This window comes from Povalibacter sp. (genome assembly GCF_036735925.1).
Taxonomy (GTDB): domain Bacteria; phylum Pseudomonadota; class Gammaproteobacteria; order Steroidobacterales; family Steroidobacteraceae; genus Steroidobacter.
This window is the reverse complement of record NZ_DAINNK010000023.1, coordinates 10,676-31,348: the sequence shown is the minus strand read 5'-3', so window position 1 is coordinate 31,348 and position 20,673 is coordinate 10,676. Positions and strand designations below refer to the sequence as shown.

At 64.0% G+C, this 20,673-nt stretch carries 22 protein-coding genes and 1 pseudogene; 21 read left to right on the top strand and 2 right to left on the bottom strand.

Annotated features, from left to right (window positions below; translation table 11 throughout):
• Position 1 precedes the first annotated feature (1 nt).
• The 3 genes from V7D81_RS09380 (at position 2) to V7D81_RS09370 (ending at position 2,549) form a co-directional block, all read left to right on the top strand.
• Positions 2–466 carry an ApeP family dehydratase gene (locus V7D81_RS09380; RefSeq protein ID WP_324315998.1) on the top strand — a complete coding sequence of 155 codons (465 nt, stop codon included), beginning with the start codon at positions 2–4 and terminating at the stop codon, positions 464–466.
• 80 nt (positions 467–546) lie between these two features.
• Entirely contained in the window at positions 547–1,287 is a 741-nt protein-coding gene (locus V7D81_RS09375) for a 3-ketoacyl-ACP reductase FabG2 (RefSeq protein ID WP_324315996.1), read from the top strand.
• A 20-nt stretch (positions 1,288–1,307) separates the two neighbouring features.
• Positions 1,308–2,549 carry a beta-ketoacyl-ACP synthase gene (locus V7D81_RS09370; RefSeq protein ID WP_349257640.1) on the top strand — a complete coding sequence of 414 codons (1,242 nt, stop codon included), beginning with the start codon at positions 1,308–1,310 and terminating at the stop codon, positions 2,547–2,549.
• 84 nt (positions 2,550–2,633) lie between these two features.
• Here V7D81_RS09370 and V7D81_RS09365 read toward each other — a convergent pair whose 3' ends face one another.
• The gene (locus V7D81_RS09365) at positions 2,634–3,554 is read right to left on the bottom strand and encodes a flagellar brake protein (protein ID WP_324315994.1); all 921 of its coding nucleotides are present in this window, start codon (positions 3,552–3,554) and stop codon (positions 2,634–2,636) included.
• A gap of 227 nt (positions 3,555–3,781) precedes the next feature.
• Between V7D81_RS09365 and V7D81_RS09360 the strand changes: the two genes are divergently transcribed.
• The 15 genes and pseudogenes from V7D81_RS09360 (at position 3,782) to V7D81_RS09290 (ending at position 15,441) form a co-directional block, all read left to right on the top strand.
• Positions 3,782–4,315: a chorismate--pyruvate lyase family protein gene (locus tag V7D81_RS09360; protein ID WP_324315993.1), complete on the top strand. Its 534-nt coding sequence runs from the start codon at positions 3,782–3,784 to the stop codon at positions 4,313–4,315.
• 160 nt (positions 4,316–4,475) lie between these two features.
• The gene (locus V7D81_RS09355; RefSeq protein WP_324315991.1) at positions 4,476–4,913 is read left to right on the top strand and encodes a hypothetical protein; all 438 of its coding nucleotides are present in this window, start codon (positions 4,476–4,478) and stop codon (positions 4,911–4,913) included.
• Positions 4,914–4,979: 66 nt separating this feature from the next.
• Positions 4,980–6,104: an NAD(P) transhydrogenase subunit alpha gene (locus tag V7D81_RS09350; protein ID WP_324315990.1), complete on the top strand. Its 1,125-nt coding sequence runs from the start codon at positions 4,980–4,982 to the stop codon at positions 6,102–6,104.
• A gap of 118 nt (positions 6,105–6,222) precedes the next feature.
• Entirely contained in the window at positions 6,223–6,549 is a 327-nt protein-coding gene (locus V7D81_RS09345) for an NAD(P) transhydrogenase subunit alpha (RefSeq protein ID WP_324315989.1), read from the top strand.
• Positions 6,546–7,970: an NAD(P)(+) transhydrogenase (Re/Si-specific) subunit beta gene (locus V7D81_RS09340; protein WP_324315988.1), complete on the top strand. Its 1,425-nt coding sequence runs from the start codon at positions 6,546–6,548 to the stop codon at positions 7,968–7,970. The genes V7D81_RS09345 and V7D81_RS09340 overlap by 4 nt, the downstream gene beginning before the upstream one ends.
• A gap of 76 nt (positions 7,971–8,046) precedes the next feature.
• Positions 8,047–8,556, top strand: a pseudogene (locus V7D81_RS09335) (PDDEXK nuclease domain-containing protein); the annotation flags it as partial.
• 279 nt (positions 8,557–8,835) lie between these two features.
• Positions 8,836–9,399 carry an HNH endonuclease gene (locus V7D81_RS09330; protein WP_324315986.1) on the top strand — a complete coding sequence of 188 codons (564 nt, stop codon included), beginning with the start codon at positions 8,836–8,838 and terminating at the stop codon, positions 9,397–9,399.
• 69 nt (positions 9,400–9,468) lie between these two features.
• The gene (locus V7D81_RS09325) at positions 9,469–10,404 is read left to right on the top strand and encodes a 5'-3' exonuclease (protein ID WP_324315983.1); all 936 of its coding nucleotides are present in this window, start codon (positions 9,469–9,471) and stop codon (positions 10,402–10,404) included.
• A gap of 110 nt (positions 10,405–10,514) precedes the next feature.
• On the top strand, positions 10,515–11,351 hold the full coding sequence (locus V7D81_RS09320; RefSeq protein WP_324315981.1) for a metal-dependent hydrolase: 837 nt from the start codon (positions 10,515–10,517) through the stop codon (positions 11,349–11,351).
• 127 nt (positions 11,352–11,478) lie between these two features.
• Positions 11,479–11,877 (top strand): hypothetical protein, encoded by a 399-nt coding sequence (locus tag V7D81_RS09315; RefSeq protein WP_324315979.1) that lies wholly within the window; start codon positions 11,479–11,481, stop codon positions 11,875–11,877.
• A gap of 179 nt (positions 11,878–12,056) precedes the next feature.
• Positions 12,057–12,512: a tetratricopeptide repeat protein gene (locus V7D81_RS09310; RefSeq protein WP_324316042.1), complete on the top strand. Its 456-nt coding sequence runs from the start codon at positions 12,057–12,059 to the stop codon at positions 12,510–12,512.
• Between the two features lie 17 nt (positions 12,513–12,529).
• A complete protein-coding gene (locus tag V7D81_RS09305) occupies positions 12,530–13,045 on the top strand; it encodes an NUDIX domain-containing protein (RefSeq protein ID WP_324315977.1) in 516 nt (171 codons plus the stop codon).
• A gap of 362 nt (positions 13,046–13,407) precedes the next feature.
• On the top strand, positions 13,408–14,160 hold the full coding sequence (locus tag V7D81_RS09300) for a 2OG-Fe dioxygenase family protein (RefSeq protein WP_324315976.1): 753 nt from the start codon (positions 13,408–13,410) through the stop codon (positions 14,158–14,160).
• Positions 14,161–14,297: 137 nt separating this feature from the next.
• Positions 14,298–15,128 carry an orotidine-5'-phosphate decarboxylase gene (pyrF, locus tag V7D81_RS09295; protein WP_324315974.1) on the top strand — a complete coding sequence of 277 codons (831 nt, stop codon included), beginning with the start codon at positions 14,298–14,300 and terminating at the stop codon, positions 15,126–15,128.
• Positions 15,129–15,138: 10 nt separating this feature from the next.
• Complete coding sequence (locus V7D81_RS09290; protein WP_324315972.1) at positions 15,139–15,441, top strand: YciI-like protein; 303 nt, start codon at positions 15,139–15,141, stop codon at positions 15,439–15,441.
• A 127-nt stretch (positions 15,442–15,568) separates the two neighbouring features.
• Here the strand turns inward: V7D81_RS09290 and V7D81_RS09285 are convergent, their stop codons facing one another.
• The gene (locus V7D81_RS09285) at positions 15,569–17,629 is read right to left on the bottom strand and encodes an EAL domain-containing protein (RefSeq protein ID WP_324315970.1); all 2,061 of its coding nucleotides are present in this window, start codon (positions 17,627–17,629) and stop codon (positions 15,569–15,571) included.
• A 104-nt stretch (positions 17,630–17,733) separates the two neighbouring features.
• Between V7D81_RS09285 and V7D81_RS09280 the strand changes: the two genes are divergently transcribed.
• The 3 genes from V7D81_RS09280 to V7D81_RS09270 form a co-directional block, all read left to right on the top strand.
• A complete protein-coding gene (locus tag V7D81_RS09280) occupies positions 17,734–19,281 on the top strand; it encodes a PAS domain-containing sensor histidine kinase (protein WP_324315969.1) in 1,548 nt (515 codons plus the stop codon).
• 3 nt (positions 19,282–19,284) lie between these two features.
• On the top strand, positions 19,285–19,911 hold the full coding sequence (fixJ, locus tag V7D81_RS09275) for a response regulator FixJ (protein ID WP_324315968.1): 627 nt from the start codon (positions 19,285–19,287) through the stop codon (positions 19,909–19,911).
• 391 nt (positions 19,912–20,302) lie between these two features.
• Positions 20,303–20,673 (top strand): response regulator (locus V7D81_RS09270; protein WP_324315966.1); only part of this gene is annotated, 371 nt, incomplete at its 3' end.

Genomic DNA, 20,673 nt, shown 5'->3' with positions numbered 1-20,673 from the left:
GATGTCTTCCGCACCCGCGCTCACCATTGCCAGCATCCTGCCGCACGCAGGCCGGATGCTGCTGCTCGACGAACTGCTGGATCACGGTCCCGAACACGTGACCTGTGCCGTGACCATCAGCAACGACACGATGTTCTGCGATGCCATCAACGGCGTACCCGCCTGGGTCGGCCTCGAATACATGGCGCAGACGGTGTGCGCCTATTCAGGCATCGACGAAGTACGCGCCGGACTCAAGCCGAGCATCGGCCTGCTGCTGGGTTCGCGCCGCTACCAATCACAGTTGGAATGGTTCGCGCTCGGCATCACGCTGCACATCCGCGCCGACCTGCTGCTACGCGACGAGAACGACCTCGTCGCTTTTCAGTGCAGCATCCACGACGGCGATCGTCTGCTCGCCCGCGGCGACGTGAAGGCATATCGTCCCAAGGATGTGCTGGCCGTCGTGCGTGGCGAGCGGATATGAAGCGCTCTTCCTGTAGGTCAGGCTTTAGCCTGACTCCTGAAGAAGCCGGCTAAAGCCGGCTCCACAGTCAGAAGAAATCCATGACTACAGACACGACACGCAGCATTCTCGTCACCGGCTCCAGCCGCGGCATTGGTCGCGCCATCGCCGAGCGCCTGGCCGCGAGCGGTTTCCAGGTCGTTGTGCATTGCCGCGGCAACATCGCAGCAGCCGGGGAAGTGTGCGCTGCGATCACGGCCAGCGGTGGACTGCGGCCGCGCGTGCTGCAGTTCGACATCGCCGATCGTGCCGCATGCGCTGCAGCGATCACCGCCGACATGGACGCTCACGGCGCCTACTACGGCATCGTCTGCAACGCCGGCCTCGCGCGCGATGGCGCTTTTCCCGCGCTCAGCGACGAAGACTGGGACGCCGTGCTGAGAACCAATCTGGACGGTTTCTACAATGTGCTGCACCCCGCGATCATGCCCATGATCCGGCGGCGGGCGCCGGGGCGGATCGTGACGCTGTCGTCCGTGTCGGGCGTGATGGGCAACCGCGGACAGGTGAATTACAGCGCTTCCAAGGCGGGTATCATCGGCGCCACCAAGGCACTGGCGGTCGAACTGGCGAGCCGCAGGATCACGGTCAACTGCGTCGCCCCCGGACTCATCCGGACCGACATGATGAACGACGCACCCGTGGAGGAAGTGCTCAAGGCAGTGCCGCTGGGACGGGTCGGAGAACCTGGTGAAGTCGCGGCAGTGGTCAATTTTCTGATGTCGGACGAGGCGGCGTACGTCACGCGCCAGGTCATCGGCGTCAACGGCGGAATGGCTTGAACAATTCCCTGAACAATTCGATGAGCGGATCAGTGAAACGGGTCGTCGTCACGGGCTTCGGCGGCATCACCGCGCTCGGTCACGACTGGCCGACGATCGAGAAGGCATTGCGCGCCAACGTCAGCGGCGTCGCGCGCATGCATGAATGGGATCGCTACACCGATCTCAACACGCGCCTGGGCGGCCCGGTGCCGCCGTTCCAGCTGCCGCCGCAATACACGCGCAAGGTCACGCGCACGATGGGACGAGTCGCATTGCTGGCGACGCGCGCAACGGAAATGGCGTTGGAGGATGCCGGCCTGATCGGCGATCCGGTCATCGGCAGCGGCGCGATGGGCGTCGCCTACGGTTCATGCACCGGCAGCACCGATGCCATCCGCGAATTCGGCTCCATGATCGAAACCGGCGATGTCAGCGGCATCAACGCCACGACCTACCTGCGACTGATGCCGCACACGGCCGCCGCGAACATCGGTGTGTACTTCGGCATCAAGGGCCGCGTCATTCCCGCCTGCAGCGCCTGCACGTCCGGCAGCCAGAGCATCGGCTACGCCTACGAGGCGATCCGCTTCAATCGCTCGACGCTCATGGTCGCCGGCGGCGCCGAAGAACTCTGCGCCAGCGAGGCCGCGGTGTTCGACACGCTCTACGCCACCAGCACGCGCAACGACACGCCGAGCGAAACACCGAGCCCGTTCGATCGCGACCGCGACGGACTCGTCATCGGCGAAGGCGCCTGCACGCTGGTGCTGGAAGAACTCGAACACGCGAAGGCGCGCGGCGCGACGATCTATGCAGAAATCGTCGGCTTCGGCAGCAACTCCGACGGCGATCATCCGACGCATCCGAACACGAACACCATGGAAGTCGCGATGCGCCTGTCGCTGCAGGATGCAGGCCTGTCGCCTGACGCCATCGGCTATGTGAATGCACACGCCACCGCGACCGAGCAGGGCGACATCGCCGAGACGCATGCGATGCAGCGCCTGTTCGGCAGCCGCACGCCGGTGAGTTCGGTGAAGGGCCATCTCGGCCACACGCTCGGCGCCTGCGGCGCGATCGAAAGCTGGTTCACGATCCAGATGATGCGCGGCGGCTGGTTCATGCCGACCCTGAACCTGAAGAACGTCGACGAACGCTGCGGCGAACTCGACTACGTGATGAACGGCGGCCGTCACCTCGATGTCGAATACGCGATGAAGAACAACTTCGCCTTCGGCGGGGTGAACACGTCGTTGATCTTCCGGCGCTGGAAGGGCTGAGAGTTCTTCTTGCTGTAGGTCAGGCTTCAGCCTGACTGTTTTCAGGCCGGCTAAAGCCGGCCCCACAGGAAGAAGGGATTCCCGCTATCCCGCCAGCAGCTTCGACAGTCCGTCGAGTTCCTGCGCCACGCATCCCTGCACGAAGGCGTGCAACAGCACGCGGTCGAAGTCGCTCTGCGGTTCAAGCACCAGACCATGGAAATGAACCTGTGGATGCTGCGGATCGGCCGCGCCCAGCGCGCGGACGACGGTGGCGTCGACCGTCAGTTCGTGCGACTTGTCGAGCACGGTGATCCTGAAGGTCAACCGCAATCGTTGTGACTCGCCCAGCGCGACCGACGCATCGACACCGATGCGCAGGCCCGTGCTGCTCAGATCGACGATGACCGCTTCGCTCGGTGCGTCCAGTTGCAACGTCGCCGCCAGACACACGGCGACGCGTTGTCCCTTGCGGATGTGGCGCATCTCCACCTGGGCGGGCACGTCGACATGAAAATAGGGATAGGGATCGAACAGCACTTTCTCGACGATGCCGCTGAAGCGCACGGCGGCAGTGGCGTAGAACGTGCGGAACAGCCAGGTCTGCCCCTTGTCGATGGCGACGTAGTGGCGGTCGTCGCGGATCGGCGCCGTCATGATGAGGCTGCGGCGCTCGCCGATGCCGATGACGCGGCACGCGTAGCTCTCGCTGCGCTCGTCGCGCGAAATACGAAATCCCCAGCGCGATCCCGCGGGCATGCGCGAGTACTGCGTCCACAACTGATGCAGCGGCGCGGGGGCGGTGTCTGCGGCCGTGTCGGCCGCCTGCGAGGCACTGTCGTGTTCGTCGACCAGCGCCATCAGGCCATTGCGCAGCAGGGCTTCGCGCATCCAGTCCGTGACGATCTGGCCCTTCGCGGCGAGCAGCAGGTTGCGGTTCGGATCGAACACGGAAAAAGGCAGCGGCTTGCCGCTGACGATCTCGTTTTTGTCGAGCGCGATTTTCCGCGCCGGTGACTGCTTCACGGTTGTATCCCCCCGAGTCGATGACCTCGGCCGTGTACCTGTCCTGTCTGCAACGGCCCCGTCGACGCGGACTTGATGCGTCTCCCTCACCTGGAAAAGTGACCTGATCCACAGTTGCGGGAATCGGCGCCCTCGATCGGGGGCCGGCGGTCGGGCCGTTCGCCGGTGCTACACTGCGGCCCGCGCGAGGGTGCCCCGCCATCGCGATCACCCAACGACGCCTCATCATGCAGCCGATGCCGGAGAAGACCATTGCAGAAGACTCGTCGCTGAGCCTGCTGCAGAAGATCCTGTTGACGACGGACGGCACGGTCACGCAACTGCTCGAACTCTTCACCGGCGAAAAGATCAGCGTCCAAAAGCTCGAACATGCCCTGGTCGCAGGCGGTCCGCCGCTGCTGGCCGTGCCGGCGACGGAACCGGTGCTCAGCCGCAAGATTCTTCTGCGCGGAACGCGGCCCTGGATGTACGCGCATTCGTTCCTGGTGCCGTCGCGACTGCCGCGGGGAATGCAGGCAGCCATGCTGCAGACCGATACGCCGATGGGCCAGCTGTGGAAGGCGGCGAGGCTCGAAACCCATCGCGAGATCGTCGATTTCCATCGCGAGGACGATGCCGGACTCGCGGCGCTGTTCGATTGCGACGGGCCATTGCTGTCGCGCAGCTACCTGATCCATGCCAGCGGCGCGCCGATGGGGCTCATCGTCGAGAAATTTCCCGCGGCCTGGTTCCTGCGGGACCGGCCTGGCGTCTTTCTGTAGGTCAGGCTTCAGCCTGACTGTTTTCAGGCCGGCTGAAGCCGGCCCCACAGGGAGGGAAGGCAGTGACGGGCGCTGCCGCCCGGAAACAGCTGGTATACACTGCGCGCCCCCCGGCGGGCGCCGCGGCGTTCAACGGGCAAGTGAGGAGCTTGAGGGAGCCATGAAGATTCGAACGATGACGACGGCGGCATTGGCCGCCATTCTCGTGTTCAGCGTCGCGCAGGCCCGCGACACGCGACTGAAGCTGCCCCTCAAGGATGCGCTGGAAACCGTCGACGCCAGGGACAAGCTGGGTACCGACGTGAAGTTCTTCTTCGGCTCGCAGGCAACGCCCGCCGTCGTGCAGAAGTTGGGCACCTATACGTCCAACAAGAAGACCAACTTCGCCAACAAGTCGGACAAGGAAGGCTGCGAATGGGCATTCCTGTCGGCGATGATTTCCCTGAAGGAACGCGCCCTGGCCGAAGGCGGCAATGCCGTCATCAACATCGAGAGCTATTACAAAAAGAACCAGTTCTCGAGCGAAACCGAATATGAGTGCGGCGCCGGCGCCATCATTGGCGGCGTGGCTCTGCGCGGTACTGTCGTCAAGCTGTAAATTCATCGCTGTCCGCAGCGTGCCGCGCAGACTGCGGCCCGCTATCCGATTGCGTCCGGAGCGTTCATGTCCGTGAAGATTGCCGTGCTGAAAGAAACCCGCGCCAACGAGCGACGGGTCGCAATGGTCCCGGCCGTTGCCGAGAAACTCATCAAGCTGGGTGCGCAGATCGGCATCCAGAGCGGTGCGGGCGAGGCCGTGAAGCTCGCGGACGCGGCGTTCAGGAACGTCGGGTTCGAGCCGGATCCGCGCAAGCTGGTGAGCGAAGCCGACATCGTGCTGGCCGTGCAGCCGCCGGACATCGAGATCGTTCGCGCCATGAAAGAAGGCGCGATCCTCATTGCTTTCGTCTATGCGCACAAGGAAGTCGAACTGACCAAGCTGCTGCGCGATCGCAGGATCACCTGCTTCGCGATGGAACTCGTGCCGCGTATCACGCGCGCGCAGGCGATGGATGCACTGTCGAGTCAGGCCGCGCTCGCCGGCTACTACGCGGTGCTGCTCGGTGCGACCAACATCGCGCGCATGCTGCCGATGATGACCACCGCGGTGGGTTCGATCCGTCCGCAGCGTGCGCTGGTGATGGGGCTCGGCGTTGCCGGCCTGCAGGCACTGGCGACCGCGCGTCGTCTCGGCGCCATGACCGAAGGCTATGACGTGCGTCCGGAGACGAAGGAACAGGCCGAATCGCTCGGCGCCAAGTTCGTCGATACCGGCGTCGATGCACGCGGTGCCGGCGGTTACGCGCGCGAGCTGACGCAGGAAGAGAAGGACAAGGTCGCCGCCGTCGTCACCAAGCACATCCAGCAGGCCGACGTCATCATCACCACCGCGTCGATCCCCGGCCGCCCTTCGCCCAAGCTGATCAGCAAGGCGCAGGTCGATGGCATGAAGGCCGGCGCCGTGATCGTCGATCTCGCCGCCGAAGGCGGCGGCAACTGTGAGTACACGAAGCCGGGCGAAACCGTGCAGGTCGGCCAGGTGACGATCGTCGGCCCGCTCAACGTACCGAGCATGCTCGGCGAACACGCCAGCGAACTGTATGCGAAGAACCAGTTCAACCTGATCGAGCTGTTCCTCAGGGACAAGGCGATCAACCTCGACTGGAACGACGAAGTGCTGGCGAAGACCGCGCTGACGCACGCGGGCGAGATCAAGAACGAGGCCGCGAAGAAGGCGGTCGAGGGCTGAAGAAGATTAAGGGCCGCAAAAAGGCGCAAAGGCACGCAAAACAGGAAATCGACAGCTTTTCTATTTGAGTTCTTTTGCGCCTTTTTGCGGCAATTCTCCGATCTGACGAGATGAAAACATGGACCTGACGACGACACTCACGGGCTTCGTGGCCCTCTACATCTTCATGCTCGCAGCCTTCACCGGCTACGAGATCATCGGCCGCGTGCCGGCGATCCTGCACACGCCGCTGATGTCGGGATCGAACTTCGTGCACGGCATCGTCGTGGTCGGCGCGATGTATGCGCTGCTGAACGCAACGACGACGACGGAGCAGGTCATCGGCTTTCTCGGCGTGCTGCTCGGCGCGGGCAACGCCGCCGGCGGCTACGTCGTGACCGAGCGCATGCTGGAAATGTTCAAGCCGAGCGACAAGAAGAAGCCGGGCGAGGAAGCGAAGAAGTGAATCCCCAACTCATCATCGATACCAGCTACATCGCTGCGGCGTTCCTGTTCATCTACGGGCTGAAGCGCATGTCCTCGCCGGTGACGGCGCGGTCGGGCATCGTCGTCGCCGGCGTCGGCATGCTGGTCGCAACGCTGGCCAGCTTCCTGTACGTGTTCGGCATCAATGAAGCTGCGCAGCCGCACCTGACGACCAACATTGCGCTCGCTGCGACTGCACTCGGCGTCGGCACGCTGTGGGCCTGGTGGAGCGGCAAGCGCGTCGCCATGACGGCGATGCCGCAGATGGTCGCGCTGTACAACGGCATGGGCGGCGGTGCGGCGGCGGCGATCGCGGCAGTCGAACTGCTGCGTCCGGGCGCCGAGCATCAGACGGTGCCGCTGGTCGTCACCATCATCGGCGCGCTGATCGGTTCGATCTCGCTGTCGGGCTCGCTGATCGCGTGGGCCAAGCTCGACGGCAAGATCAACGGCACGTGGCGCATCAAGGGCCAGCAGGTGCTGAACGGTGCGCTGTTCCTGATCACGCTGGGTCTGGGACTCTTCATCGTCTTCGCCGAACACGGCCATGCCTCGCCGCAGGTCGTCGCCGTGTTCTTCGGTCTCGCGCTCGTCTTCGGCGTGCTCATGACCATGCCGATCGGCGGCGCCGACATGCCGGTCGTGATCTCGCTCTACAACGCCTTCACCGGACTCGCTGTGGGCTTCGAAGGCTATGTGCTGCAGAACCCGGCGCTGATGATCGCCGGCATGGTGGTCGGTTCGGCCGGCACGCTGCTGACGCTTTTGATGGCGAAGGCCATGAACCGCAGCGTCTCGAACGTGATCTTCAGCAACTTCGGCGCGACGGGCGACGAACAGCAGGGCGAGATCAAGGGATCGATGAAGCCTGCCGAAGCCGGCGATGCCGCCGTGAACATGCGCTATGCGTCGAAGGTGATCATTGCGCCGGGCTATGGCCTCGCGGTGGCGCAGGCGCAGCACAAGCTGTACGAGTTCGTGAAGCTGCTGACCGATGCCGGCGTCGAAGTGAAGTTCGCGATTCATCCGGTTGCCGGTCGCATGCCCGGCCACATGAACGTGCTGCTGGCCGAAGCCGGCGTGCCCTACGACATGATCTACGACCTGGAAGACATCAACGGCGAGTTCAAGGACGCCGACGTCGCCATCGTCATCGGCGCCAACGACACCGTGAATCCGGCCGCCCGGACCAACAAGTCCTCGCCGATCTACGGCATGCCGATCCTCAACGTCGACCAGGCCAGGCAGGTCTACGTCATCAAGCGCGGCCAGGGCAAGGGCTACTCCGGCGTCGAGAACGAGCTCTTTTTCGCCGACAACACCAACATGGTGTACGGCGACGCCCAGAAGGTGATGGTGGAGATGATCCAGGCGGTGAAGTCGCTGGAGGGCGGACACTGAGGGAGAGGCGCGAGCCTCGAAGTCGCAGGCGAAGAATGCTTCAAGGAAGAAGCCATGAGCGAGAAGCCCGTCAAACTGGCAGATCGGGCGCGACATCCTGATGCGACAGGCCGAGCAGGGCTGGGGTGCGAAGGTCATCGAACGACTTTCGCAGGATCTGCGCACGGCCTTTCCGGAAATGAAGGGTTTTTCCCAGCGCAACCTCAAGTACATGCGCGCTTTTGCGGAGGCATGGCCGGACGGACAATTCGTGCAAGAGGTGCTTGCACAATTGCCGTGGTATCACCAGTTGGCGCTGCTGGGCAAACTGCCGGGCCCGGAAACCCGCAAGTGGTATGCGGCCAAGGCCATCGAGCACAACTGGTCGCGCACGCAAGACAATCCCACCATCGGCATGGTGTCGTGCCGGGCCAAGAACAAGGTAGTCGCCGAATACGCGCTGCGCGACGTGAACAAACCGCTCGGCGTTTCGGAATACCAACTCGTGGAGTCGCTGCCGGCGGAATTGCAGTCCAGCCTGCCCAGCATCGAGCAGATCGAGCGGGAACTGAGCGGCAGCGAAGAAGACGGAGGAACGGAAGAATGACCGGCGCCAACAATCGGCGCACTGCCCCTCCGCCAGTCTGCGGAAGGGACGGGTGGAGGGCGTTGCCAAAGACCCCGTTGTCCCGACCCCACACCTGCCGCCTTTCCCCTTCCTCCAGAACCACTTGCCCCGTTGAATATTTCCATATTGGTCGCGTATCTTTGGCCGCGAGTCGCTACTGAAGGCCGGGTCAAAGTAGGGCCGGGCCGTACTGATTCTTAAGTCGTGCAACACCCGTACAACTTGAATCAAGAGATCCTGCGCACAGATGTGTCAGGTATGCCCCTGGAATGGATCGATTACAGGGACGCGGTACGGCTGTATCACACGGAACAGGTGGCCTACACCTGCGGCACGCAGCTCTACACGCTGTACGGCGGCACCAACGCCCGCACGGGATTGCAGACCACCGTCGAAGTGAACTCGATCATCGCGACGATCGGTCACACGCATAACCCCGGCAACCTGCGCCAGGACTACACCCCGCCGCTGAACAACCAGACCCTGTTCAAGCGCGACGCGCATCTGTGCCTGTATTGCGGCCAGCGTTTTCCGGCGAACCAGCTCTCTCGCGATCACGTCCGCCCCTTGAGTCAGGGTGGACGCGACAAGTGGACCAATGTCGTCACGGCCTGCCGGCGCTGCAACAACCTCAAGGCGTCGAAGACGCCGGAGCAGGCGGGCCTGCAGCTCATCGCCGTGCCGTTCACGCCGACCTATGCCGAATACATCTACCTGAAGAGCCGGCGCGTGCTGGCCGACCAGATGGAATACCTGCTCGCGCACTTCCCGCGTTCGAGCCCGCTGCACGCGCGTCTGAAGCAGCACGGCATCCTGCAGTAGCGGATCGCGGGTCACGGCGGGTGCGGAATGGTGTAACGTCCGCGCCAGGTTTCTTCGAGTAGCGTCGCGTTGGTTTCAGTTGCACCCCTGTCGTCGCCGGGCCGCTATCCCTCCAGCGACTCGCTGTTCCTGATCGACGCGTCGATCTTCGTCTTCCGCGCCTGGCATTCGGTGCCGAACAACGTCGTCGACTTCGACGGCAATCCCGTCAATGCCATGCACGGCTTCGCGCGCTTCCTCGGCGATCTGCTCGAACAGGTGCGCCCCGGCCACATCGCCGTGGCCTTCGACGAGCGTACGGCGAACTCCTTCCGCAGCCTGCTGTATCCGCCCTACAAGGCGAATCGCGAACCGGCGCCTCTCGAACTGAAGCGCCAATTCCTGCTGTGCCGGCAGGTGTGCCGCGCCATGGGCATCGCTAGCTTCTGCGGCGGCGACTACGAGGCCGACGACATCATCGGCACGCTCGCGACCCAGGCGCGTGCGAGTGCCAAGCCCGTGGTGATCGTCTCGCGCGACAAGGATCTGACGCAGCTCGTACGCCACGGCGACGAGTACTGGGACTACCTCGACGATCGCCGCTATCGCTACGCCGACATTGCCGAACGTTTCGGCGTCGTGCCCGAGCGCATGGCCTGCTTCCTGGCATTGATGGGCGATGCGGTCGACAACATTCCCGGCGTGCCCGGCATCGGCCGCAAGACGGCGTCGATGCTGTTCCGTCACTACGAATCGGTGTCCCAGCTCTACGACAATCTCGACAGCGTGCTGCGACTCAAGCTGCGTAACGCCGGCTTCGTCTGCGGCCAGCTGCGCGATCACCGCGATTCGGTCTTTCTCGCGCGCAAGCTCACCGGCATCGCCTGCGACATTCCATTGCAGGTGACGCTGCACGACCTGCGCCGGCGTCGTCCGAATCTCGACGCGCTGCATCGCCTGTACGATTCCGTCGGTTTCGGCCGGCTGCTGCGCAACCAGGCCGAGCGCATCGCTGCGCTGCAGTAGGAGCCTTGCTGTGGGGCCGGCTTCAGCCGGCCTCTTTCAGAGTCAGGCTGAAGCCTGACCCACAGCCGGAGTATTGACAACGCTTTCGACGAGACCGTTATATCTGCGGCATGAGCGGGTCACCTGCAGCCACCCCTGCCGATCTTCGAATCACCTCGCGCGCACTGCCTGTTCGCGAGCACGCGAACACCGCGCGCTGGTGGCACGGCGGCGATCCGGTCGCGACGGCGTGGTTCAACGCCCTGTCCGTGACGTTTCCGCAAGGGGAGACGTTCTTCATCGAGTCGGTGCGGCGTTATCGCGATGAGGTCGGGTCCGGGCTCGGGGAACAGATCAACGCCTTCGTCCAGCAGGAGGCCATGCACACGCGCGAGCATGTCGCCTTCAATAAATTGATCAGGCAGGCGGGCTACAGCACCGCACGCATGGACGAACACACGCGCAAGCGGCTGGATATCGCGCGCTCCCGTCATCCGATCGGCCAGCTGGCCATGACGGTCGCGCTGGAGCATTTCACGGCGATCCTGGCGCATGCGCTGCTGACCGATGCCGATCCGCTTCCCGGAGCGCCGCCGGACGTGCTCAAGCTGTGGCAATGGCACGCCATCGAAGAGATCGAACACAAGAGCGTCGCCTATGACACCTACGTGGCGGCCACCAAGAACCTGTCCGCGGCGCGATGCTATTTCATCCGCTGCAAGGTGATGCTCCTCGTGAGCCTGCTGTTCTGGAAAGCGAACTTTCGCCACATGGCCGACTTCTGCCGCCAGGATGGGATGAATTCGGCCGGCACCTGGTGGCGCGTCGCGAAGTACCTGCTGGGCCGGCCCGGCATCGTGCGCAAGATATTCCGCCCCTATCTCAGCTTCTACCGGCCCGGCTTCCATCCCTGGGATCACGACGACCGGGCACTGATCGCGCGAGTCGAGCAAAGCCTGGTGGCGTGATCAGGTACGGACCCCGTCCCGAAGGAATCGCTGCCGCCAGTTTCTCCCGGAATCCACCAGAAATTCGCTGCCCGCGCACTGGCGGGACACGCACGATCTGCCCGGTACCAGCCGCAGGAGAAGGATCGTGTGCAGGCTTGCGTGGATCGTCGTGGTCGGTGGCTTTTCGTTGACGGGTTCGGTGCTGGCGGCCGAGCGTCCCATCTATCGTTGCGAAACCGCCGCGGGTGTCGTGTTTGCGGACCGGCCCTGCGGACCGGACAGCGAACCCTATTCGCCCGATCTCGATTCGGTCAGCGTAATGACCACCGTGCCCGCGCAGCCGGTCACGACCAGGGCTGCGTCCTCGCCGCGGCGGACAGCCATCGAGGCGAAGGACACCCGGGCGGAAGCCTGCGCCCGCATCGACCAGTCACTGCGCAAGATCGCCTCGACGATGCGGGCCGGCTACTCGGCCAGGCAGGGCGAGCGGCTCAAGGAACGCAAGCGCGACCTGGAAACGCAGCGCCGGGCGCGACGCTGCTGATTCCGGTGACTGGTCAATGGGCGGCGCATCTCCCCTCCGCCCGTTCCCTGAGCGCATAATCGCCGCAGCTCCGGCGAGCGCCGGGCCCCACATACTTTCAACAACACCAGTCTTCGGGGGATGCAGCCATGCGTATCGAGTGCGCGTCAAGGATGGCGGTACGAATCCTTTCCTTGCTGATGCTTGCTGTCACGGTGCCGATCGGCGTTTACGCGCAGGGCAGCAAGACCGGCGACGAACTGCTGGCGCAGGCGCAGGCCGCGTTGTCCAAGGGCAAGCCCGAGGAAGCCGTGTCGATCCTGCGCAAGGCCATCGATGCGGAGCCGAACCGTGCCGACCTGTACCTGCTGCGCTCCCGGGCGCGCGATTCGTCGGGCAAGTTCGACGCCGCGCTCGAGGACGCGAGCAAATACGTCGAGCTGGCGCCGAACGATTCGCTGGGCTATCTCAACCGCGCGCGCGTCTACCTGTCGCTCGAGAAGAAGGACAAGGCGCTCGAGGATGCCAACAAGGCCATCGCGCTCGCGCCGCAGGATCCGGACGGCTACTACCGTCGCGCGGACATCTACAACGAGATGGGCAAGGAAGCCGAAGCCAGGGCCGATGAGGCGAAGGCTGACGAGCTGGACAAGTAAAGAGCACTGCCAATCCGATGACCTTCGTCTATTGTCCGAAATGCGCGGCGCCGCTGGTGGATTCGACCGTCGATCGCGAGCCGCGCCGCGTCTGTTCGCGCCCCTGCGGGTTCATTTATTACGACAATCCCACGCCGGTGGTGGCCGCCGTCGTCGAGCACGAGGGCAGGATCGTTCTTGCCCACAATCGTGCCTGGCCGAGCCGGAGCTTCTTCGGCCTGATCACCGGGTTTCTGGAACAGCGCGAAAGCCCGGCGCAATGCGCGATCCGCGAGGTCAAGGAAGAACTGAACCTCGACGCCGCCGCGGAACCGACGCTCATCGGCGTCTATCCCTTCGAGCGCATGAACCAGGTCATCATCGCCTACCACGTGCTCGCGTCAGGCACGGTCGCGCTCAACGAAGAACTCGATGATCACCGGCACGTGCCGTTCGACGAATGTTTCTACTGGCCGGCCGGAACGGGATTCGCGCTGCGCGACTGGTTGCGCAGCAAGGGATATGAGCCGGCGATGGTCGAGTTGCGAAGATAAGCGAGGAGGGCCGCTGCTTTTTCTTGCTGTAGGTCAGGCTTTCCCGCGGGATTTCCTTCGGTCACAGCCTGACTCTGACAAAGAGGCCGGCTGAAGCCGGCCCCACAAAAAGGTTACCGCAGCACTTCCCGAGCGCGATGGCCGCAGCGAAAATGTTCCTGGAGAGGATCATCGATGTCTCCGGCGAATTGGAAGGTCGCAAGCCTGGCGTATCGCCCCGTCAGGATTTGTCGGGCTCCGGGAAAAACGCCAGTGATGCCCGGGCGCGTATGCGGCGATCACCGATTTCGCGCGCAACTGTGTGGCAACGATCCGTTGTCGGCGTGCGAGAATTCGCGCCGGGAATCGTCGTGGAGTGCAACGTGTTATTGCGCGGTGAGGATGCCGTCGGGGCATTGCAGGAGTTCGGTTGTGCGTTGCTGACCCCCGTGCAGGTCGAGCATCAACTGCACTCGCCGGCTCGTGCCCTGGACGAACTCGGCCGCTTCTGGGAACGCCTGCCGCGCGACACGTATCTGCGCGACGGCGGACGCTATCGTTACCGTCGCCACAGCTGCTTCGTCTACGAGACGTCGAGCGGCCGGCTCGAACAGGCGCCGCATCGCGCGCATTGGCAGCCAACCGACTACAACGCCCTGCACGGCGGCATGGAGCGCTGGTTCGAGCCCATCGAACCGGAGGTCGTGAACAACCCGGTCTGGCAGAAATTCCTCGCCGGGCTCGGTGCCGCGTTCACGCGAACCCGTCCCGTCGATCGCTGGTACATCGAAGCGCATCAGTTCCGGATCGACACGGCCGAGGGCATCGGTCGACCGACGCCCGAAGGCGCGCATCGCGACGGCGTGGACTACGTTGCCGTGACGCTCGTGCAGCGACACCAGGTCCGCGGCGGCGAAACGCGCGTGTTCGAAGCGCGGGGAACCGCCGGCGTGCGGTTTACGATGGTCGAACCCTGGACGACGCTGCTGCTCGATGACGCACGCGTGATTCATGAAACCACGCCGATCCAGCCGGAAGGCGCGGGCGGCGTGCGCGATACCCTGGTCCTGACGTATCGGGCGGGCGGGTTCCAGAGCCCGCCCCTGGCTGTGGGGCCGGCTTCAGCCGGCTTCTGAGGAGTCAGGCTGTGACCGAAGGAATCCCGCGGGAAAGCCTGACCTACAGGCCTCATCTGTCTGCAAAAGGAACCCCGGTACCCGCAGCAGAAACCGTTCACAATACCGCCCGCCATCCGCCATCTACCGCAACCGCCATGTCATTCGCCGCACGCCTGCAAGCCGCCATCGCCGCCCACAGCCCGCTGTGTGTCGGCATCGATCCCTCCGCATCGCTGCTGAAAAGCTGCGGATTGCCGGATTCCGCCGAAGGCGCATTCGAGTTCGGCAAGCGCGTGCTCGCAGCGGCGCAGTTCGAGTTGTCGATCATCAAGCCGCAGTCGGCGTTCTTCGAGCGCTTCGGCAGCGCAGGCTTTCGTGCCCTGGAGGAGCTGACGAAGCTGGCGCGCGCGCGCGAGGTGATGGTGCTGATCGATGGCAAGCGCGGCGACATCGACACGACGGCCGAGGCGTATGCAGAGGGTTATTTCTCGGCAGCGACGCCGCTGCGCGTCGATGCCGTCACCACGCATGCCTACCTGGGTTTCGCGGCGCTGGAGAAATTTCTGGCGATCGCCCTTCGCAACGAGGGCGGCGTGTTCGTGGTCGTGCGCTCATCGAATCCCGAAGGTCGCGATCTGCAGCTCGCGAAGCTGCCCAATGGCGAAACCGTCGCCGGCAACCTGTCGCGGCTCATCACCGAACGCAATCGCGCCTGGGGCGAAGGACTCGGTCCGATCGGCGCCGTCGTGGGCGCGACCTGCGACGATGCGGCGGAGACCGTTGCGGCCCTGCCGTCCGCCTTCATCCTTGCCCCGGGTGTCGGCGCGCAAGGGGCCACGATGCAGGACGTGCTGAAACGCATGCCGGCGGCGAAGGGTCGCGTACTGCCGAACGTTTCGCGCGCGATTCTTGCCAGCGGCACCTCGAGCGACGAGATCCGCCAGACCATCCGGAGCCTGCAGGAGCAGGCGCGCCAGCTCCTCTGAAGGAGAAACGATGCACTACCTGCTGTTCTACGAATTCGTGCCCGACTATCTCGAACGACGCGCCCAGTTCCGCACCGAGCACCTGAACCGCGCCTGGCAATCGGCGACCCGCGGCGAACTGCTGGCCGGCGGCGCGCTCGCCGAGCCCGCCGATGGCGGCGTGCTGTTCTTCAACTGCGATTCCGCTGCCGTGCCCGAACGCTTCGCCGCCGAAGATCCCTACGTGAAGAACGGGCTCGTCAAGCGCTGGTACGTACGGCGCTGGACCACGGTCGTCGGCGAACTCGCGGAGTCGCCTGTGCGGAGTTCATGAGGGAGTGACGAAAGTCACGAGGGTCACGGAAGTCACGAAGGTGCGCAATGCGTCGGCTGACTTCTGAAGCTCATCACCCTCGTGACTTTCGTGACCCTCGTGACTTTCGTCACTCCTTCGTTCTTTCCTACTTTCCGATCTCTTCCAACGCCCCCGGCATCCCCACCGCGAAACCCTGCGCATAGTCGACGCCGATGTCGCGCAGCTTGTCCATCACGGCCACGCTCTCCACGGATTCGGCGACGACCTTCTTGCCCATCGCGTGGCCGATGTCGGTGATGGAGCGCACCATCTCCAGATCGACCGGGTCGGTGATGATGTTGCCGACGAACAGGCCGTCGATCTTGAGGAAGTCGACGCTCAATGCCTTGAGATAGGCGAACGATGAAACGCCGCTGCCGAAGTCGTCGAGACTGAAGGCGCAGCCGAGTGCGCGCAGTCCCGAGATGAGCTGGTTGGCGCGCGAGAGATTGCCGATGGCCGCCGTCTCGGTGATCTCGAAGCCGATCTTGTGCGGCGATACATGCGATTCGCGCAACAGGCCGCGGATGAATTCGAGCAGTTGCGGATCGCCGAGCGAATCGCCCGACAGGTTCACGAACAACCGTGCGACGCGTTCGGCGCGCTGGCGGTTCGATGCCAGCCACTGCAGTGCCGCAGTGATGACCCAGCGATCCAGTCGTTGCGACAGGTTGTAGCGTTCGACGGATGGCAGGAACGCGCCCGGCGGCACGATGCGTCCCGATTCGTCGCGCATGCGCAGCAGCAGCTCGTAGTTGCGCACGCCGCCGATGTTGCTGGCGACGGGAACGATCGCCTGCGCTTCGAGGAAGAAGCGGTTTTCCGCCAGCGCCTGCTTCACGCGTGCGACCCACTGCATCTCGCCGTGGCGCTGCGCCGCGACGCTGTCGTCTTCGCGATAGACATGGATGCGATTGCGTCCCTGATCCTTCGCCGCGTAGCACGCCGCATCGGCCGCCTGCAGCAGCTGGGTGATGCGGCGGAATGCGCCGGTCACCGGTACGACGCCGATGCTGGCGCCGACCGAGAAGGTGCTGTTGCCCCAGACGAACTGGTGCTGCTCGACGGCGCGCAGCAGGCCCGTGGCAACGGCGGTCGCGTCCTCCAGCGAACAGTTGTGCAGCAGCAATCCGAATTCGTCGCCGCCGAGGCGCGCGAGCGTGTCGTTGCTGCGCACGCGCTCCTGCAGCGTCTGCGCGAGCTGCCGCAGCAGTTCGTCGCCGGCGACGTGGCCGCAGCTGTCGTTGATGACCTTGAACTGATCGAGATCCACGTAACACAGCGCATGCGCGGCGTTGTTCGACTGCGCGGTGTCCAGCGCGCTTTGCAGGCGCGACTCGAACTCGCGGCGATTGATCAGGCCGGTCAGCGCATCGTGGCTGGCCTCGTAGGAAAGCTGGCGCGAAAGTTCGTGCGCCTCGGTGATGTCGGTCAGGGTGCCTTCGTAATAGATGGTGCGTCCCTGTTCGTTGCGTACCGCGCGCGAGTTCTCCAGCACCACGATGCGCTTGCCGTCCTTGCGCCGCAGCACCAGCTCGGCATTGCGGATCTCGCCGGCCGCCGCCATGGCGCGCATCCAGTTGTCGCGATCCTCGGCATACATGTAGAGGTCGCGGGCGATGTTGAGTTCGAGCAGTTCGTCCTCGGCGGCATAGCCGAGCAGTCTGACCAGCGCCGGGTTGGCGGCCATGAAGTGGCCGTCGGGCGTCGTCTGGAAGACGCCGGCTACCACATTCTCATACAGCTCGCGATAGCGTGTTTCCGATGCCTTCAACGCGAGCAGGGTATGGGTACGCTCAGTCGCATAGCGCAGCGCCTTGCCGAGCAGATTGCTGACCACCTGCTGCTTGATGAGGTAGTCGAGCGCGCCCCGTTCGACGGCTTCGATGCCCAGGTCCTCATCGGCCTGGCCGACGAGCACGATGACGGGATAAGTATTCGCCTTCGGCTGCAATCGCAGGAACGTGGTGATGCCGAGGCTGTCGGGGAGATTCAGGTCGACCAGGATGACATCGAGATGTCCCTGCCGGATGCGGGCAAGGCCCTCGGCGAAGGTGCGCGCGACGTCGAGCTGGTACGGGCCGGAACGCAGTTCGGCGAGTTCCTCACGAATGAGTTGCTCGTCTTCCGGGTGAGCGTCGATCAACAGGACAGTCGTGGAGTCCATGTGGGGCGAAGATTACAGCGCCGAACGACAACAGGCGACAGGTGCGGGCACGGTTGCCCGCGACCCCTAGTCTTGTGGCGGCGATCATTGGTTAGAATCCTTTCATGACGTTACTTCGAGTCGCCGAGCCGCAGGAGGAGCGGGCCCAGCGTCTGGAACGTGAGTTCCAGGCCGTGCTCGATGCGGCAGTCGACGCGGTGGTGCTGTTCGATCACGAAGGGCGCATCGAACTGCTGAACCATGCGGGCGAACGCATGTTCGGCTACAAGGAAGAGGACGTCGTCGGGCTCAAGGTGAACATCCTGCTGCCCGAACCCTATCGTTCGCAGCACGACGACTATCTGCGGCAATACATCGAAGCCGGCGAGCCGCGCATCGTCGGCATCGGCCGCGAGCTGCTGGCGAAACGGCGCGACGGCAGCGAGTTCTCGGCGGAACTCGCCATCGGTCGCGTGCAGGGCACCGACCCGCCGCGCTTTGCCGGTTTCATTCGCGACATCACGGTACGGCGCAATGCCGAAGAGGCCCTGCGGCGCAGCGAAGCCCAGCTGACCATCGCGCAGGAGATCGCCAACCTCGGCAACTACGTGGTGCACTTCGATGGCCGCTTCGAGGACTACTGGTCGCCGCATCTGTACCGCGTGCTCGGCCGTCGCTACGGCGAGCGCTATATCGGCGTGTACGAATACCTCGAACCGATGGTGCACGCGGCCGACCGCACGCGCTGGCAGCAGATGCGCGCCGAACTCGCCGCCGGTGCGCGCACGGCCGACATCGAGTACCGCATCATTCATCCCGACGGGTCGCTGCGCTACGTCCATCACATCGCACAGACGACGTTCGGACCCGAAGGGCGTGCATTGCGGCAGGTCGGCACGCTGCACGACATCACCGATCGCCGCCGCGCCGAAGACGAAGCGCGCCAGATGCAGGATCGCATCGCCCACTTCGGCCGCATCTCGACCATGGGCGAAATGGCCGCGGGCATCGCGCACGAAGTGAACCAGCCGCTGACCGCCATCGCGACCTTCGCGCAGGCGTGTCAGCGTCTGATGGCGACGGGCGATGTGGAGATGAGCGAGATCAACTATGCGCTGGATCAGATCAGTACGCAGGCGCTGCGCGCGGGTGAAGTCATTCGCCGCCTGCGCAGCTTCGTCAAGAATCGCGAGGTGCGCCGCGAGCCGATCGAGGCCAATCGCCTGATCGAGGACGTGATGATGCTGGCGCAGACCGACGCCCATCATCACGGCGTGCGCCTGCGACTGGAGCCGTGCAGCGATCCGCCGTTCGTGAAGGCCGATGCCGTGCAGATCCAGCAGGTCATTCTCAACCTGGTACGCAACAGCATCGATGCCATGCAGGAGATCGCCGAGCCGCAGCGCGAGATCCTGCTGCGTACGCAGATCGATGCCGAAGGCGATGTCGAATTCATGGTCGCCGATCGGGGGGCGGGCGTCGTGGCCGCGGCGAGCGCAGAGCTGTTCAATCCTTTCTTCACCACCAAGCCCGGCGGCACCGGGCTGGGGCTGTCCATCAGCCGTTCGATCGTGCGTGCCCACGGCGGCAAGCTGTGGTGCAGCGCCAATCCGGGCGGCGGAGCACGTTTCTTTTTCACGTTGCCGGCAGCGCCGGCGCCAGCAGGGAGTTGAGCGATGAGGCCAAATTCAAATAACGCACGTCCGACCATTTTCGTGGTCGATGACGACTCAGCAGTGCGCGATGCACTGAAACTGCTGCTGCGCTCGGTCGGCCAGGCGGTCGAGACCTTCGGCTCGGGACAGGAATTCCTGGAGGCCTACAGCGAAGATCGTCCCGGCTGCCTGGTGCTTGACATCCGCATGCCAGGCATGTCGGGCCTGGAACTGCAGCAGAAACTCAACGAACGCCATTCGATCCTGCCGATCATTTTCATCACTGGTCACGGCGACGTGCCGATGGCGGTCGAAGCAATGCAGGCGGGCGCCGTCGACTTCATCCAGAAGCCGTTTCGCGATCAGGACCTGATCGATCGCATCAACCAGGCGCTGGAGAAGGACGGCAACAATCGTGCCGCGCTCGGCGAGCGCAACGACATCCGCCATCGACTCGAGACGCTGACGCCGCGCGAACGCGAAGTGCTCGATCTGGTCGTGCACGGCAAGGCGAACAAGGTCATCGCCGGCGATCTGAAGCTGAGCCAGCGCACGGTGGAAATCCATCGTGCACGCGTGATGGAGAAGATGCAGGCATCGTCGCTCGCACACCTCGTGCGCATGGTGCTCGAAGTCGGGCAGGCGTAAGGAGCGAGAGAATTGCCGCAAAAGACCGCAAAAAAGAAAGCGATTTTTTCGAACCATGATTTCTTTTATGCGGTCTTTGCGGCCTCTCGTTTTCTTCTCTATTGATTGATGCGTTGCGAGCACACGCACGACTCGCCTACCTCATTCCATCAACGCCGTTTCATCGCATCACTTACTCTTGCGGCATTGCACTTGCGGTGCGTGCGTTGCATGACGCGCTTTGCATATTCTTTTTAAGTACAAGTGCGAATTTCTCGCGAGGGGTCGCAAGCAGAAACATAGCGCCCATGCGACCACGGCCCTCAAGCGATTCCACCGCCCCCAATCCTCCCTGCGGCTCGGATGTCTCTTGGATAGTGGCCGTGGCCGCTTTTTTTGTTTCAGAGCCTCCGTGGTCACACGCCCCATCGTTGCAGTAATCGAAGCCGACGCAAGGGACCGCCGAACGCTTTGCTCGCTGCTCAGCCCGCTCGATGCCGAGATCCGTGATTTCGACAGCGCCGAGAGCTATCTCGCCGGTCGCAACGGCGCGCTGGGCTGTCTGATTACCGAAGTCGCATTGCCCGGCATGTCGGGTCTCGATCTGTTGCGCGTGCTGCGCGCCAACGGCACGACGCCGCCCATCATCCTGCTCGGTGAAGAATCCGATGTGCGCGCCGCGGTGACGGCGATGCGCGAAGGTGCAGTCGATTTCATCGAGAAGCCGCACGTGGATATCGCGATCCTGCGACGTGTGGCGTACCTGCTGGATCATCAGCAGGG